This window comes from uncultured Microbulbifer sp. (assembly GCF_947489355.1).
GTDB lineage: Bacteria > Pseudomonadota > Gammaproteobacteria > Pseudomonadales > Cellvibrionaceae > Microbulbifer.
The window spans coordinates 1-15,601 of record NZ_CANLDD010000030.1; the positions used below are offsets into that span (position 1 = coordinate 1).

The following is a 15,601-nucleotide window of genomic DNA, read 5'->3' on the forward strand; positions in this document are numbered from 1 at the left end:
TTGATTTGAGTCATGCCGCTTGGGCAGACTCGGCTTGCTGATAATACAGGTTTTCGTATTCGGCTGGAGGCATATCGCCAATCGGCTCGAGAATGCGGCGATGGTTAAACCAGTCGAGCCAGGTCAAGGTTGCGCGTTCAACCTCATCCAGTCCTTTCCAGGGGCCTGTTCTGTGGATGAGCTCCGCCTTGAATAAGCCGTTGATGGTTTCTGCCAGTGCGTTGTCGTAGGAGTCGCCGATGCTGCCGACTGACGCTTGGAAGCCCGCCTCACTAAGCCGCTCAGTGTATCGAATCGACAGGTACTGACTACCTCGATCACTGTGATGGGTAACGCCGCGGGGCTTGCCCCGTGCCCACAGTGCCTGCTCCAGAGCATCAAGCACGATGTCGGTTTGGAGGCTCTTTAACACGCGCCAGCCAACAATGTAGCGGGAGAATACATCGACAACGAATGCGACATAAACAAAGCCAGACCAAGTTGCGACATAGGTTATGTCGGCCACCCAAAGCTGGTTGGGGCGCTCCGCCGTAAACTCACGGTTCACCAGGTCCAGCGGCATGTCGGCCAGCTCGTCTGGGATAGTCGTAACGCAGCGCTTGCCTCTTCGAACGCCTTCCCCTGCTGGATCTCAGTCTTCAGCTCATCGTCACGTTGAGCGCGCACACAGCGCTGCTTTGGATTGGCTTGCAGATGCTTGTAGTTATAGTAAGTCGACGGTGCAATCGGCAGAACCTCGCAGAGTGACTCGACATCGTGCGCCTCACGCTCATGACCAATGAATGTCACCATTACTTCGGTTTGCGGTCGAGCTCCGCCTGGTCAAAAAAGCGGCAGCCTTGCGCAAGATCTCGTTAGCACGCTTCAGCTCGCGGGCTTCGCGCTCCAGCTCTTTAAGGCGGGCTGCGTCACCACTAGTGGTGCCGGGCTTAGTGCCGTTATCGACTTCTATCTTGTTGACCCATGATCATAGAGTCTCAGGTGTACAGCCGATCTTGGAGGCGATAGATGTAATCGCCGCCCAGCGTGATTTATGTTCGTGTTCGCCGGTCAACACCATGCGAACTGCGCGTTCCCGTACTTCGGGGGAGTATCCAGGTTGTTTGCTCATTGACTAATTTTCTCAAGAAAGTTACCCTCCGAGAAACCTGGGGTGATTCACTCACTGTCATATGTATTGTTTGTGGAGGAAAACGGGTTCAGGCGAATGCCGACACGATTTGCAGGCCAAACCTCCAATATCGCCTGCAAAACTTTCGTCATAAAACGAAGTCGATTTTCTACCGGCCTATCATACCCGTTGGTGCGTTGATTGGAAGCATCCCGAATAAATTGATCGATCAGGTAGCCGTTAGCAGCGTGAATCTCAATGCGATCAAAACCGGTATCATGGGCATTGATTGCAGCCTGGCGATAGTCTGCAATGACTCTTGGGATTTCCTCCAATTTCAGGGCGCGCGGGCGAGAGGCAGGTACCATCTGGCCCGAGAGATACACTTCTGTTTCTGCCTGGATTACCGACGGCGCTACAAGCGATTGAGCACCGGGCTGTAGCCGGGTATGAGATGCCTGGCCCACGTGCCAAAGCTGGCAAAATATCCGACCGCCTGCCTTATGCACAGCATGGGTTATTGGATGCCAGCTATGGATTTGCGCCTGGCTTTAGATCCCCGGTGACAATGCGTACCCCTTACCTTCAGGGGATATATACACTGCTTCCCTGATAATCAAACCAGCAGAGGCTCGCTGTGCAGAATATAAAGCAGTCAGGTTGTTTCTTGGTGTTCCATCGGGTAATGCGCGTGCGCGGCTGAAAGGCGCCATGATAATGCGGTTTGTTAATTGAAGGCCAGCTATATCCAGTTCTGAAAAAAGCGTTGTCATTTTAATGCACCTCTATTTTATTATTCTATTTATTGTACTCTCCGGCTATCATGCAAACTGCCAACCTCCATCAACCAACAGCGTTTGCCCGGTAATAAACGCTGCGTCATCAGAGACCAGAAAAGCCAGTGGGCCCACCAAATCGGCAGGTTTCTGCACGCGTTTAATGGCCTGTTGCCTGGCCAATGTATCGAACCACTGTGCCTGTGGCCCGGATTCCGTGGTGGCTGTGCGTACAAGCCCGGGGGGCAATACAGTTCACCGTAATGCCATACTCCCCGAGTTCTGTTGCCAATACCCGGGTCATGCCTATCAGCGCTGCTTTACTCGCTGTATAGTGTGCGTTCATTGCTATGCCGGAGTGAAAGGTGGTTGAAGACATGGAAACAATTCTTCCCCAGCGATTTTCTTTCATATAGGGAAGGAAAGCCTTTACCAAATGAGACATGGCATCAAGATTGAGTGACATCACCTTGCGCCACTCTTTAAATTGCATATCCTCAAATAGCGCTGATGGATAAATGCCAGCGTTATGAACCAATATATCAGCACCGCCAAAATATGTATCAACCGACTGTGATAAATGGTAAATATCCGATATATTGTTGAGGTGGCAGTTTACCGATAATGATTTACGGCCTATTTTATCTACTTATTGTAAAGTCTCTTCAGTAGATGCTATATCCGCGATAATAATGTCCGCGCCTTCCCCGGCAAGATGTTTGCAGAATGCACGGCCAATACCATTGGCACCTCCGGTAATTACCGCAGTTTTATTATGTAATTTCCCTTGCATGATGACACCTCTTATAATTTTAAGGAAATGTATTTTCGTCAATCAATAAATACAGAAATGCAGGGTGCAATGTGTAAGGGGCTGAGTTTGTGTTGTTGTTTTATATTTTTGAAAGCAATTTTTAATGAATTTATGGATTTCTGTAAAGATTGACAGATCTACCCCATTGGGTATCGCTAAAGTCGGGTCAATAGCTGCACTCTTGATCTTTTAATAACTGTGTTCACAAAGCCTAAAACGCAAAGGCTGAGTCCGTTATACCGGCATATCTCAATACAATGACCTGCAATCAACCCGGTGCGATGTGTGAAAGCATTCTCTGCCAATTCAGGGCTTTGACATTACCCTCCGGCAATAACTGGCGGTGTTACGGGAGTGCCCATTCTGGGGCTGGAAACTGCCAGATATTTTGCACCGCCATTTGGAAGAGGTTGTTGCTATTATCAAGTGCCACAAACTCCTGTCTGCCGATGGCAGCGCCAATAATCTCGCCATGTTTGTTTAATAACACACAATTGAATTTTATATCTCCAGAAGCGGCGTTGAATATTGGATCGACGCTTTGAAAGCGGAGATAGAGATTCCTGGGATGATTGATACGGAAATGATTGCTACCCTGAACAAGATAATCGCCGTCCACGGCAACAGTGCCCGGTGGTACCGTTATCCCCAAAGCCCCACCCCAGGACCCGGCTAAGGTGGAGCTTAACCCCAGTGCCCCAACAAACATCACAAACTGCCGGTCATATACGATGCGGCCGTTCTTTGCGATTTTCCCCTTGTCTCCGGCACTGATTGGTAAATGGTAGGCCCGGTAGTTATTTCTTGGATCAAATACAGATTCCATCAGCAGGATGTTACCGAAATCCGCAGAGCCGCTGGTTAAATCAATACCATAGCGCGCCTGAAAATACCCAATGGCCAACTGCTTGCGCTCAAGCTTCTCTGTTTCACTGCGGCCCATGATCAGGGTGTCAAATTCATCCGGGGTTGGTGGGGTAAAGGAGGGGTCGGCTGGATTATAGATCCCGTTCGCCATCAGTAAAGCTGTGCCACCGGTAGGTGGATTTGGGTTTTCGTCGTTCCTGCCTGGAATGCCATCGGCGAACGCCAGGGGGGAGAATCCGATCAGGTACAGTGTTACCGCCAGTGTAGCCAGTAATGGCATGAAAAACTTTTTCATGGGTAACCTCTTTTTTTGGATTGTATTTATTGTGGGGCAATAGAATAGGCGTCAGGTTGCCTAGTCGATTGGATAAGCGCGTTTATTTGGCACTTTGGTGGGGCTATGTGCGCATACCAATGTAACACTTTAGTAACACTGTATGCGAATACTCTATGGCGTGATAAGAGGATTTTGGCGTATATTTTAATGCTGCGCTAACCGGGTCCTGGTTGGTATTGTACGGTCTGGCCATGATTTTTCACTGAAGATCGTTTGTGTATTATTTTCCTTCCCTCTGCTTTATACACAAAGCCATAAATTGATCATTCTGTGGCGCAGAATGTTTCTAGTGGGGCATCAACTTGGTGGTACGCAAGTAAATCTTATAACCTACATAACGGACTCCTAATGCATTGTTTGCACTGCGACTCTCAGGCTGGTGTAGGTTGTGTAATGCCGGCTTGTATACAGTCAGCTTAAACAGACTACGTTAAAGTTTTCGATGTACTGTAGCAAAGCTATCAAACATTAATAAACACTTCACCCACTAAAGCTTCTCTGTGTCTTGGAGCAGGTAGTATTTTCTATGGGTAAAAAAATAGAAAATTTGTATGACAAGCTTGCGATAAGAAATAGCTTCTTAACGCAAAGTTGTTAACCTCGCGCCGCCGAAAAGCCGTTCTTGCGGCACGATTATACGTTCATTTTTCACCAAGAGTTCACAATGGATGCTTGTGTTCCCAATTGCGGCTGTTAATATGACGTGCGGGGCCGTGCCCCGCTTTTTGTTGTAAGCGCTTGGATCAATACCCGGGAATTATTTTTAAGTATACGTTATTTGTTGTTTTGGGAATATTGGATTTTTAATGTGGTTACCGATATCTGGCTTGTTCGGTTGGTTTTACAGTATTGACTGTTTCTGATTTATATCAATTCTGATAGCAATAAACGCCGGAAAATTACTGTGCAGTGTCGTACAGATACCGGCTGCAAGCCGCTGAAGAAGTTCTATCGGGCATTGAGGCAGTATTTCCAGGATGATAGATCAATAGATGCTGAAAATTCTGCTTGATTGCCTGGTGAATACTGAATGCATGTTTGTGCAGTTTGGGCTTGATATTTCCCGGTATGGATCTGCCGTTAACCACGATATGGATTACTTGAGTCACCAATCGACCTACTATAAGGAGATAGTAATGAGGATATTGCGCGTTCTTTTAACAACTGCTACGGGATTGTTACTGAGCCTGAGCGGTACTTTCGCTCTGGCACAGACCTTTCACGCCACCATGGTAATTGATCGCAGTGGCTCCATGACGGCTGCAACGGTGCGTAATGGTGTGGCCAGTACCCGCTGTAAAGATGCCCTGTCGATCGCCAAGGACAAAATCAACAACAGCCTTGTGGGAGGTACGCAGATCAGCGTATGGACCTTCCAAAACAATGCCTATACGAACCGTACCGGTGGCTTTGTTTCCAAAGCCAATGCCATACAGGCCATAGACCTTTTGTCGGCACAGGGTTGCTCAGGGAGCACACCACTGGCGCACACGGTCTGCTCCGCCATCGATGACCTGGAACTGGCCACACCGCTGCTGTATCGCACACTTTGGGTACTCTCCGATGGCGAGGAAAATTCCAGTGCAGGGCTCAGTTGCGGCGGAGCGGGGGATGCCGATGGTGTGGAGCCCTGGGAGCCCCTGAGCTGGCAGGGCAGGGTTTGGCAGGAATTATTCCCTTTTGATGTGCCACCCTACCAGACAGCGGGCGCCGGTGTAGCGACTGTGCCTATCTATTTTGGGGTTTTTGGCGATTATATCAGTCTGGCCCGTTACAGCCAGCCTGTGGCTCTGGCTGGCGACACACCGGCGGTCTCCTTTAATCATCAATTCGCCCCCGGTGATGCGGGTGGCCTGTTCAACACCATGGCCGCGGCCTCCGGCGGTTACGTTGCACTCATTGATGACTCGTCCAGCATCCCCACCACTTCCCGTTTTGATGTGAATGGGGATGGGTGTGTGGACCAGAACGACCTGATTAAAATGCTGCCCTACCTGGGCAAGCGGATTCCCGACGCGCCCGCATCGCTGGATGTAAATGGGGATTTTGTGGTAAATACCCGCGATTACAATCTGGTAACCAAAAATTCCGGGCTGGGCTGCAAATAACATGAGGGGGTCACAGACGCATTCCTGAGGTAGGTTATGTACCCGGCAGTCAAACCGGTCTTCCACGATCAGTTTGACTGCCGCTTTTCAAGTGCCGATGCGGTTGTGGGCTTGCCCGGTTTTCACCAGTGATGGCAAGAGGTAGAAGAAGACCGATTGGTCTTGTCAGGTTTCCTGTCGGGGTTGCGCATTCTCCGGCAGATCATTGCAAACCTTACAGTGCATGCCTTTGCGAAAATAGTAGATGCGGGTCGCTGCAAATAGCGCGACAGAGGCCAGTGACCACAGGATGCCAAATTCTATGGCATATTCCAGCCCTCTCCCTTTCCAGTATTGAATGCCGGCCAGTAGGACAAAGGTGACTGGTAAAGCAATACCGTATTGCACAATCCATTTTTTTATAGGCATCTAACCCCCCCTGTAGGAAATACTGTAATAAAGCTGCAGTGGCAGGCAATCGCCAGGCGATCCCAAGTGTTCCCGGGTGTTCCCGGGTGTGTGAAGCAACCCCATCCACTGAGGTAAATCCTACCATACCATTAAAATCGCGCCAGTTACCCCATTAGTGCCGGCAGGGGCGGTTGGGTTATTGGTGCAACCTGTGAGGGTAACCGCAGGGGATCAATCCGGCTAACAACTCAGGCTTCCATCCGCCATAGGATTACTGCCCCTGCAACACCGAACACTGCAACTGCTGGGCGGAATTGCTTTTTGTACATGGAGTTGCGTCGATTTTTGGAGGGTGACAGCACAGCCCTGTACATCGCTATAGGGCCTGGGTGATTGGTTTAAACAATCCCGCTGGGCAGGATTGGAACGCCTTGGAGGCATGGCCAGTCCGGCTAACAACCTAGAAGGAGTATTTTCTCGGCGGGAGTGGGGATTTGAATACCTGTTCCAGTCCCTTATCGTAACCGGGATTCACCACTGTGCCATGATTCTCATGGTCGAAGATGTGCTTTTGCAGGATGAGATTGTCATAGCTTCGGGATTCGAGGCGCTGGAGCAAGCCTCCGAAGTCCCGCACACCGCAGACGGACATGTCGTCCAGGCAGGTTTCTTCGCCACCGATAAACAGATAAACACTCTTTGGCAGATCTGAGTGCCTTTCCGCGTAGGCCAGTTCGCTCTCCAGGATCTGCTTCCCGGCCCACCAGATGCTGGGGCTGCCAATGACATAGCGATCAAAGCTGTCGGTGTGATTGAACAGAGTGTGCAGGGCGAACAGTCCCCCCAGGGCGTGGCCGGCAACTGTCTCGTCGTTTTCATCCCCCATAAACGAATTATTGATAAAGGGTTTTAATTCTTTCTCGACAAATTCCAGGAAGCGGTCCGCACCACCGCCCAGCAGAGTACCCTGAATTTCCCCCGCTACGGGGGTGAAGTCGGTCAGGCGCATCCTGAGGCTGGTGCTGTCGGTTGGATGAGAAATGCCAACCAGAATCACTGGCGGAATTTTGGCCTTTCCCCGTGCATCCGGCATCTGCTCCTGAATCAGATTGGGGGCGGTCATGGGGAAATGCATGAAACCGTCGGTCATATAGATGACCGGGTATCGGGTATTGGCTTCGGGGTTATAGGTCAGGGGCAGTAACACGTCGATCACAAACCCCCGCCCCAGAAGATCGGATTGAAAGTGGTAGGACAGAATGCCCTGACGTGTAAAGGGGATAGGTTCCGCGGTACCTGCCTGTACACATTGTGCTGCCAGGGCCATCAGGCCCAGTATCCATAACCCAATTATTTTCATTTTTATCCCATATCCAGCGGGGACACTGATCTTGCAATCAGTGTCCTGGCCGAATTTATTTGTGTGTCTAGCTGCCATAGAGGGCTGTCAAGACCGTTAAGCCTATCAGATGGGATATGACACTTGCTACCTGGCAGGGTGCTTCCTGTCGCAAAGATGTGTAAATACGTCTCAGGTGAAGAAAATTCGCGTATAGATGGGCTAAGGGCTGCACTACGGCTATTTTGATATAAGCGGTAACAGCACGGTGTTACGGCGTTTTTTCAACCAATAAGCGTCAAGCCGGAGTGGGGAAGCAACAGGTGCTCTGCTGTCCGGCCAGCCAGTGCGCAAGACTTGTACCAAGTCCGGCAGATCCAGCTTTGCGCTATTGGAGTATGCCTTCTTCATGAAAGGAAACGACTATGGCCGTCACACTGGCCTTTGATGTCTATGGCACGCTTATCAATACCCACGGCGTTGTCGCGATCCTTACGCAATGGATAGGTTCCAGGGCCAGTGCGTTTAGCGGTACATGGCGGGAAAAGCAGCTTGAATATGCTTTTCGTCGCGGGCTAATGCAGAAGTACCAGCCATTTTCCCGGTGTACGTACGATGCACTGGAATATACCTGCCGGTTTTACCGTATCCAACTGTCAGAAGAACAGAAAAAAAGAGTTATCGACAGTTACCTGACGCTGCCTGACTTTGATGATGTAAAGCCCGCTCTCGCAGCGCTGCACAAAAGAAAAATCCAGATGGTTGCTTTTTCAAATGGAGAGGAAAAAGCGGTCGAATCCCTGCTCAGGCATGTGGGCATACAACACTATTTCGAAGGTATTGTCAGCTGCGATAATATTATGACTTTTAAACCCAACCCGGCAGTTTACAGTTACCTTATACGGGAAACCCACTCACCGGCAAAAAACCTCTGGCTGGTTTCAAGCAATCCTTTTGATATTATTGGAGGCTTGTCTTCAGGCCTGCAAGCGGTATGGGTCAAGCGCTCGCCGGAGGCCGTTTTTGATCCCTGGGGATTGGAGCCCACTAAAACGGTAACGGATTTGCGTGGTCTTGATTCAATCGGTTGACGAATGAATTACCCATTGCAACGCGCGCGCTCTGACATTACCTAAGCGGGCCCAGGCTTTCCCACTCAGCCAGAATTCAGTCCCTCTCGCCGACAATGTGTTGGCCCTTTGTTGCAGCTTTGCCGTGAAGGCTGCATTTTATCAGGCTCGCTGGTACAGAAACCCATACTCCCATGTCCGCCGCATCGATTCATGGACTGTTGCTTCTGCATCGGAGGCACGCTCTAGGCGTGATGGCCGAATACCTGAAAAATCTGCCCGTGGGCCGCGCGCCACTGGTTTCTCGCACTGCGCGGGGTGGTCGCCTGTACCGGTGGTGAAAAATACGATGAGGAGAGACGCGATGTCATTGCCCAGGCGAAAAATGTTGGGGGTGCTGCTTTGCAGTGCGATTGTGGCCGGTTGCGAGCGCGAGGGGCAGCACCGGGCTGAGACAATGATTGCGGATACCGTTGCCGCGCACGCGACTTCCGTATGGCCCGCGCTGCCGCCGGCACTGCCGGTTGACCCGGCGCTGGAGGCGCGCATAACCGGGCTGATGGCGCAGATGTCTATCGAGGAAAAGGTGGGCCAGTTGATCCAGGCCGAGATCAAATACACCACCCCCGAAGACGTCAGGAAATACCATCTGGGGTCGGTGCTCAATGGTGGTGGCACCTACCCGAATAATGACAAGTTCGCCACGCCAGAGGATTGGCTCGCACTGTCCGAGGCTTATTTTGCTGCGTCCATGGATACCAGTGATGGTGGGGTCGCCATCCCGATCATTTGGGGCAGCGATGCGGTACACGGGCACAACAATATCGTCGGTGCGACTCTCTTTCCCCACAATATCGGCCTGGGCGCGGCCCGAGACCCGGACCTGATCCGCCGTATCGGTGTGGCCACTGCCCGCGAAGTGGCGGTGACCGGTATCGACTGGACATTTGCCCCCACGGTTGCGGTGGTGCGCGATGACCGCTGGGGTCGCACTTATGAAAGTTATTCCGAAGACCCGGCTGTGGTGAAGGCCTACGCAGAGGCCATGGTCAAGGGCCTGCAGGGAGAGAAGAACGATAGCGACTTCCTGCGGGGTGAGCATCTCGTTGCCACCGCCAAACACTTTGTGGGTGATGGCGGTACCACGCGCGGTATCGACCGCGGTGACAACCAGGTCCCCGAGCGTGAGCTGGCAAAAGTACACGGGGCGGGGTACCTGGGCGCACTGCCGGCAGGGGTACAGACAGTGATGGCTTCCTTCAACAGTTGGAATGGTGAGCCTTTGCATGGCCACAAGCACCTGTTAACCGATGTACTGAAAGCACGGCTTGGATTTGATGGATTTGTTGTGGGTGACTGGAATGGCCACCGCTTCGTGCCCGGCTGTACCCTGGACAGTTGTGCAGCGGCAATCAATGCGGGTCTGGATATGTTCATGGTACCGTCGGACTGGAAAAAGCTCTATGAAAACACCCTGGCGCAAGCCAGCCGCGGAGAGATTCGTCCCGAGCGCCTCAATGATGCCGTGCGGCGTATCCTGCGGGTAAAAATTCGCGCTGGCCTGTTCGAACACGAGCGCCCGCTGGCTGGCAGAAGCGGCATTCTGGGCAGTGCGGAGCACCGTGCACTGGCCCGCGAGGCGGTGCGCAAATCGCTGGTGCTGCTGAAAAACAACAACAACCTGTTGCCACTCGCGCCCGCACAGAACGTGTTGGTAGCCGGTGACGGTGCGCACAACCTGTCCAAACAGAGCGGTGGCTGGACTATTTCCTGGCAGGGCACCGGCAATACCCGTGAAGACTTCCCCGGTGCGACTACGATTTTTGAAGGCATCCAGGCACTGGTCGAAGCTGCCGGTGGTGAGGCGGTGCTGAGCGAGCGCGGCGGATTCTCCCGCGCCACCTTTACCAGTGGCGATGGGCCCGATGTGGCCATCGTCGTATTCGGTGAAGCGCCCTATGCGGAATGGCACGGCGACCTGGCCAGCCTGGAGTATCAGCTCGGCAGTCACAGCGATCTGGCACTGCTGCAAGCCCTGCGCAAACAGGGGATTCCTGTGGTCAGTATCTTTCTGTCCGGCCGTCCGCTGTGGGTCAATAAGGAGCTGAATGCCTCGGATGCCTTTGTCGCCGCCTGGCTGCCGGGCTCCGAGGGGGTGGGGGTGGCCGATGTGCTGTTTACCAGCCCCGAAGGTGAGAGACCATACCGCTTCAGCGGGACATTGCCATTCAGCTGGCCGCACTATGTGCATCAGACCGTATTGAATCCCTATCACGCGGCCTACGCGCCGCTGTTCCCACTGGGCTACGGGCTGCAGGATGGTGCGCAGTCCCTGGTGAGCAACACCCTGTCAGAGGACGGTGAGACCTATTCCGACGGCGCACTCGAAGATGCCTGGCTGATGGTGTCGCGCCCGCGTTCGCCCTGGAAACTGTTGATTGCCGAAGAACAACGGGAACCGGTGGCCGTTACCGGTAACCGGTCCAGCAGTGGCCCGGACACCAATATTACTGTGGCCGCCATCGACTGGGAGTCTCAGGAGGACGCGCGCCAGATTCGCTGGAAAGGCCTGCGTCCGGGGGCGGTACGGCTCGCTGCCGAGAGCCCCCAGGACCTCAGTCGCTATCTAAAAGAGCGCGCAGCGCTGACACTGGATGTGCGTGTCGACCGCACGCCCGAGCATGCAGTACGGGCGGGAATCGATTGTGGTGCGGGCTGCGCGGCTGAATTGCCACTGCAATCCGCACTGGCAAAACTGCAACCCGGCAACTGGTCAAAGGTCTCCATCGACCTGCAGTGTTTTGTTGCCGGGGGTGCGGATTTCAGCCGGGTGTCGGCTGCTCTGTCGATTACCAGTGAGGGCGCCCTCGCGTTGGCGGTTGCCAACGTCAAATATGTACCGGGTGCCGCTGGCAGTGCGATGATTTCGTGCGAGGGCTGAAGGGGCTGAGACGTCGGTGCGCAGCCGCTGTAAGCTGGCACAAACTTTTGATAACCCAGCGGTGCCTTATCGCGGTGGCGAGGGCGGCAGCAATCCCTGCGGTTGATCACCGGGTGAATAAAAAACCGTTTAGCAGGAAGAAAGTATGAAAAAGTCCCGAGTGGCCAGCACAACCGTCGCGGCCGCAGTACTGGTACTGGGTGTCGTCACAGCGCAGGCGGCAACGTCTGTGGAGGAGAAGGTTCGCGAGCTTGTGCGCAAGATGACACTGGCGGAAAAAGTCGGACAGATGACCCAGGCCGAACGCCAGTATGCCACTGCGGAAGATGTCAAAAACTATTATCTCGGTGCTATTCTCAACGGTGGCGGCTCCATTCCCGGGGAAAATCGTCGCAGTGATTGGGTTGAGATGATCCAGGGCTATCAGGCGGCTGCCAGTGGCACCCGTCTTGGCATTCCAATCCTGTATGGTGCCGATGCAGTGCACGGCCATAACAATGTGCTGGGAGCCACCATCTTTCCCCACAATGTTGCCCTGGGTGCGACCCGCAATCCGCAGTTGGCGCGTGCGATCGCCGCGGCCACGGCAAAGGAAGTGGCGGCCACCGGTATTCACTGGACTTTTGCACCCACCCTGTGTGTGGCCCGTGATGATCGCTGGGGGCGCGCCTATGAGTGCTTTGGCGAGGACCCGGAGCTGGTGTCAGCCTTCGCGGGCCCTTTCATCCAGGGGCTACAGGGAGAGCGGCTCGACGGCAACAACCTGGCGGCTGACAAAGTGCTCGCCACCGCCAAACACTGGGTCGCCGATGGCGGTACCACTTACGGTACCGGTGATGAGGGCTATGCGATCGACCGCGGCGATACACGTCTTGGCGCGGACAGTCTGCGCGCATTGCATATCGCCCCCTACCTACCGGCACTTAAGGCTGATGTGGGCAGCGTGATGGTGTCCTACAGCAGTGTCGATGGTACCAAGATGCATGAGCACAAGGCGCTGGTGACCGGTACTCTCAAGAAAGAACTCGGCTTTGCCGGTATCACACTCTCCGACTGGTCGGCACTCGGCGAGATTCCTGCCGAGACCAACCGCGCGCGTATTGTCCGTGCCGTCAATGCCGGTCTGGATATGGTGATGGAGCCGGAAAAATGGCGGGACTTTATCACCGACCTCACCGCAGCGGTCGAAGCCGGTGAAGTGCCTATGGCGCGTATCGACGAGGCGGTAACCCGCATCCTTACCACCAAGTTCCGGGCCGGACTGTTTGAATGGCCGCTGCCACCACTGGCCGCGGCGCCGGATGCAGACCGCCTGCTCGGGCATCCGACACATCGCGACCTGGCGCGACAGGCGGTGCGCGAGTCCCTGGTATTGTTGAAAAATGCAGGCGGATTGTTGCCGCTGGGGAAAAAGGCAAAGATTTTTGTCGCCGGCGATCACGCCGACAATATAGGCCTGCAATCCGGTGGCTGGACCATTGAGTGGCAGGGCAAGCGCGGCAGTATCACCCGCGGCACCACCATCCTCGATGGCATCCGTGCGCTGGCCGAGCGGGAAGTCACCTACAGTCCTTCGGGGGAGGGGGCTGCCGGGCACGATGTGGCCCTCGTTGTGGTGGGGGAGGAGCCCTATGCGGAGGGCATGGGGGACTACCGCCCGCAGCCCTGCAGTAAATGCCAACCCATCACACTCGCGAAATCCCAACGCGAGATGCTGGCGCGAGTGCAGGCCAGTGGGGTTCCCATGGTGGTTGTGATCATTTCCGGGCGACCGTTGATGATTGCCGAGGCCATTCGGTCCTGGCAGGCCGCAGTCGCCGCCTGGTTGCCGGGCAGTGAGGGCGCGGGGGTGGCCGATGTACTCTTTGGCGAGCAGGCGCCATCCGGCAAGCTGCCGGTGACCTGGCCGAAAAGTCTGGCACAGTTGCCGATTAATATTGGAGATGCGGAGTACGATCCGCTGTTTCCCTACGGCTTCGGTCTGACTTACGACGCCCCAAGCAGTATCCGCTAAGCGGGGGATGCCCGGCAAAAAAATCCTGTGGACTGAAACCCGCACCACCTCCGGAGGCAGGGTTTTGCGGCCGGGTAAACTCGCTTCTTTTGGTTGTAAACACCTTTTGCCTTTTCGCCGCAACCGGAAATCAGCGCGGCGTTGCCCGGCCAGCGGACGGGTATAGAGCGGGTTCGATGCGCTATGGCAAAGGCACTGGCAACCCGCAGCCGGTCATTGAGAGAAAGTGATGTGTGCAGGGAGCGCTAAAATCGGGCTGCGGGTTGCTGGCCACGGCACCACTGCGGCTGGTATGGTAGCCATAGAGCCCGCTGTTTGCCCTTATCGCGCCCACGCTTGGGCATCCTTTACCATTGCTTACCGGTAAAAATAGATACAATATCGTCTCCCGGTTGGCAAATACGACATCGGAAAATTTAGTACGAAAGTGCAACATCTGGTGCGAAAAACTGCCATTGAGTGGATATTTGCTGAAGTGTCTGCAGAAGAAGTCACCTGTAGTCTGGAATGGGCAGGCAGAACTATTCTCCGTGGTTAAAAAGGGATTCTTGTTTTCAGGAATCGGCTGTATCCTGTGTGGCCATCGGGCAAGTATAAACCGCATTATTTATCCTAAGAAGAAAGTAAATGCTCCATGCACTAAAAAACCTTTCTGTACAGCTTTTACTCTTGGTCCTCTTTTTGTTTTCAACCTTTTCTTCCAGTGCTGAAAATCATAAAGATAAAATCATCATAGGGGAAAGTACCCGTTTATATTCAGATATATTGGGTGAAGAAAGAGCAGTATACATTTCTCTGCCATCAAATTATCACCGGAATATCCACAGTTATCCTGTGATTATTGTTATGGATACTGAATATTTGTTTGAGGCTGCAAGCGCAATCGTAAAAATTAAAGTTTCCAGAAATGAAATGCCAGAAAGTATTGTGGTGGGCATCCCAAATAGTACGGGGAAACGCTACGATATGGCGATGTCATTACGCTACCCGGATGGCAGCACGTTTTTTGGTGATGCTGACGGGAAGAGAATTAAGGATTATTTGGTTTTCTATAGAAAAGAGCTTTTCCCTTTTCTTGAAAACAATTATCGGGTCAATACACACAAAACTATCATCGGTATGTCACCAACGTTTGGCCCGGTACTGGAGGCCTTTTGGAATGAGCCTGACCTGTTTGATGGATATATTGTGCTTGCCGCTGAACTGGCGGTAAAGACGACCTCTGGAAAAACCATAGCAGAAAGATTGTTGCAGGCTATTCAAGACAACAAGCGCTCCAAGAGTGCCATCTACATAGGTAAGGCGAGCGATGACTTGAAGCGGAGGCCAAAGGAGGAAGCTTTGGCCTATGTTGAGCTAAACCAAAAGCTTAGAGATACAGCGAACCCTGATATCAATTATAAAATAGAAGTTCTTGAAAACGAAAACCATTACGGAATGTCAATTTCCGGGATCGAACATGGTTTGGAAAACATTTATCCCTACCATACCTGGCGTGTTCCCTATAGAGAGTTCTGGCATTCTGAAAGCCCTGCAAATGCAATAAAAGCGTTCTATGAGAAGCTTTCTAAGCAATATGGATTCGAAATTATACCTCTCGAAGATTCATTTTATGCGGCGCAAACCTTACTGGGGACAGCAAAGAGGCTGGAAAGAAAAGGGCGCAGGAGGGAGTTAAGGGATTTGGTAAGGCTGGCCATAAACTACTATCCAAACTCGCCGGTATTTAAAGGCATAGACTCTGGTAAAAAATAAAGCTGGCTACAAAAAGATATGCTGGATTAATTTCTTCTCTTATCTCTTAAGGATAAAACAGACAGCAGACGCTTCTGGG

The 15,601-nt window shown here is 52.9% G+C and carries 9 protein-coding genes, 3 pseudogenes and 1 other annotated feature; of the genes and pseudogenes, 5 read left to right on the forward strand and 7 right to left on the reverse strand.

Annotation, left to right across the window (positions count from 1 at the left end; genetic code table 11):
- Window positions 1–10: 10 nt before the first annotated feature.
- From Q1A48_RS12655 to Q1A48_RS12670, 5 genes and pseudogenes are all read right to left on the reverse strand, one after another.
- A pseudogene (locus Q1A48_RS12655) lies at window positions 11–1,111 on the reverse strand (IS3 family transposase).
- Window positions 718–833, reverse strand: a sequence feature (AL1L pseudoknot). It overlaps the preceding pseudogene by 116 nt.
- Window positions 1,112–1,158: 47 nt before the next feature.
- Window positions 1,159–1,884: pseudogene (locus Q1A48_RS12660) on the reverse strand (hypothetical protein).
- A gap of 48 nt (window positions 1,885–1,932) precedes the next feature.
- Window positions 1,933–2,136 carry an SDR family oxidoreductase gene (locus tag Q1A48_RS21850; RefSeq protein ID WP_366523412.1) on the reverse strand — a complete coding sequence of 68 codons (204 nt, stop codon included), beginning with the start codon at window positions 2,134–2,136 and terminating at the stop codon, window positions 1,933–1,935.
- Window positions 2,048–2,680, reverse strand: a pseudogene (locus tag Q1A48_RS12665) (SDR family NAD(P)-dependent oxidoreductase). The gene Q1A48_RS21850 and the pseudogene Q1A48_RS12665 overlap by 89 nt, the downstream one beginning before the upstream one ends.
- A 367-nt stretch (window positions 2,681–3,047) precedes the next feature.
- Entirely contained in the window at window positions 3,048–3,863 is an 816-nt protein-coding gene (locus Q1A48_RS12670) for a hypothetical protein (protein ID WP_299945363.1), read from the reverse strand.
- Between the two features lie 1,178 nt (window positions 3,864–5,041).
- Here Q1A48_RS12670 and Q1A48_RS12675 point away from each other — a divergent pair.
- Window positions 5,042–6,013 carry a dockerin type I domain-containing protein gene (locus tag Q1A48_RS12675; protein WP_299945365.1) on the forward strand — a complete coding sequence of 324 codons (972 nt, stop codon included), beginning with the start codon at window positions 5,042–5,044 and terminating at the stop codon, window positions 6,011–6,013.
- 165 nt (window positions 6,014–6,178) lie between these two features.
- On the opposite strand, the gene Q1A48_RS12680 is transcribed toward Q1A48_RS12675, so the two are convergent.
- Complete coding sequence (locus tag Q1A48_RS12680; protein ID WP_299945367.1) at window positions 6,179–6,421, reverse strand: hypothetical protein; 243 nt, start codon at window positions 6,419–6,421, stop codon at window positions 6,179–6,181.
- Between the two features lie 442 nt (window positions 6,422–6,863).
- A complete protein-coding gene (locus tag Q1A48_RS12685) occupies window positions 6,864–7,763 on the reverse strand; it encodes an alpha/beta hydrolase-fold protein (protein ID WP_299945369.1) in 900 nt (299 codons plus the stop codon).
- Between the two features lie 404 nt (window positions 7,764–8,167).
- On the opposite strand from Q1A48_RS12685, the gene Q1A48_RS12690 reads away from it, so the two are divergent.
- The 4 genes from Q1A48_RS12690 to Q1A48_RS12705 all read left to right on the forward strand — a co-directional run bounded on the left by Q1A48_RS12690 (window position 8,168) and on the right by Q1A48_RS12705 (window position 15,522).
- Window positions 8,168–8,833, forward strand: a complete 666-nt coding sequence (locus Q1A48_RS12690; protein WP_299945371.1) for a haloacid dehalogenase type II — start codon at window positions 8,168–8,170, stop codon at window positions 8,831–8,833.
- A 343-nt stretch (window positions 8,834–9,176) separates the two neighbouring features.
- Window positions 9,177–11,753, forward strand: coding sequence for a glycoside hydrolase family 3 N-terminal domain-containing protein (locus Q1A48_RS12695; protein ID WP_299945374.1), 2,577 nt, complete (start codon window positions 9,177–9,179; stop codon window positions 11,751–11,753).
- 145 nt (window positions 11,754–11,898) lie between these two features.
- The gene (locus tag Q1A48_RS12700) at window positions 11,899–13,767 is read left to right on the forward strand and encodes a glycoside hydrolase family 3 N-terminal domain-containing protein (RefSeq protein ID WP_299945377.1); all 1,869 of its coding nucleotides are present in this window, start codon (window positions 11,899–11,901) and stop codon (window positions 13,765–13,767) included.
- A gap of 627 nt (window positions 13,768–14,394) precedes the next feature.
- A complete protein-coding gene (locus tag Q1A48_RS12705) occupies window positions 14,395–15,522 on the forward strand; it encodes an alpha/beta hydrolase-fold protein (protein ID WP_299945379.1) in 1,128 nt (375 codons plus the stop codon).
- The last annotated feature ends 79 nt before the right edge of the window (window positions 15,523–15,601 follow it).

What these genes read in the sequence shown, in the direction of transcription:
- Q1A48_RS12670 (WP_299945363.1), bottom strand. Translation starts at nt 3,863, where the DNA reads ATGAAAAAGTTTTTCATGCCATTACTGGCTACACTGGCGGTAACACTG.
- Q1A48_RS12675 (WP_299945365.1), top strand. Translation starts at nt 5,042, where the DNA reads ATGAGGATATTGCGCGTTCTTTTAACAACTGCTACGGGATTGTTACTG.
- Q1A48_RS12680 (WP_299945367.1), bottom strand. Translation starts at nt 6,421, where the DNA reads ATGCCTATAAAAAAATGGATTGTGCAATACGGTATTGCTTTACCAGTC.
- Q1A48_RS12685 (WP_299945369.1), bottom strand. Translation starts at nt 7,763, where the DNA reads ATGAAAATAATTGGGTTATGGATACTGGGCCTGATGGCCCTGGCAGCA.
- Q1A48_RS12690 (WP_299945371.1), top strand. Translation starts at nt 8,168, where the DNA reads ATGGCCGTCACACTGGCCTTTGATGTCTATGGCACGCTTATCAATACC.
- Q1A48_RS12695 (WP_299945374.1), top strand. Translation starts at nt 9,177, where the DNA reads ATGTCATTGCCCAGGCGAAAAATGTTGGGGGTGCTGCTTTGCAGTGCG.
- Q1A48_RS12700 (WP_299945377.1), top strand. Translation starts at nt 11,899, where the DNA reads ATGAAAAAGTCCCGAGTGGCCAGCACAACCGTCGCGGCCGCAGTACTG.
- Q1A48_RS12705 (WP_299945379.1), top strand. Translation starts at nt 14,395, where the DNA reads ATGCTCCATGCACTAAAAAACCTTTCTGTACAGCTTTTACTCTTGGTC.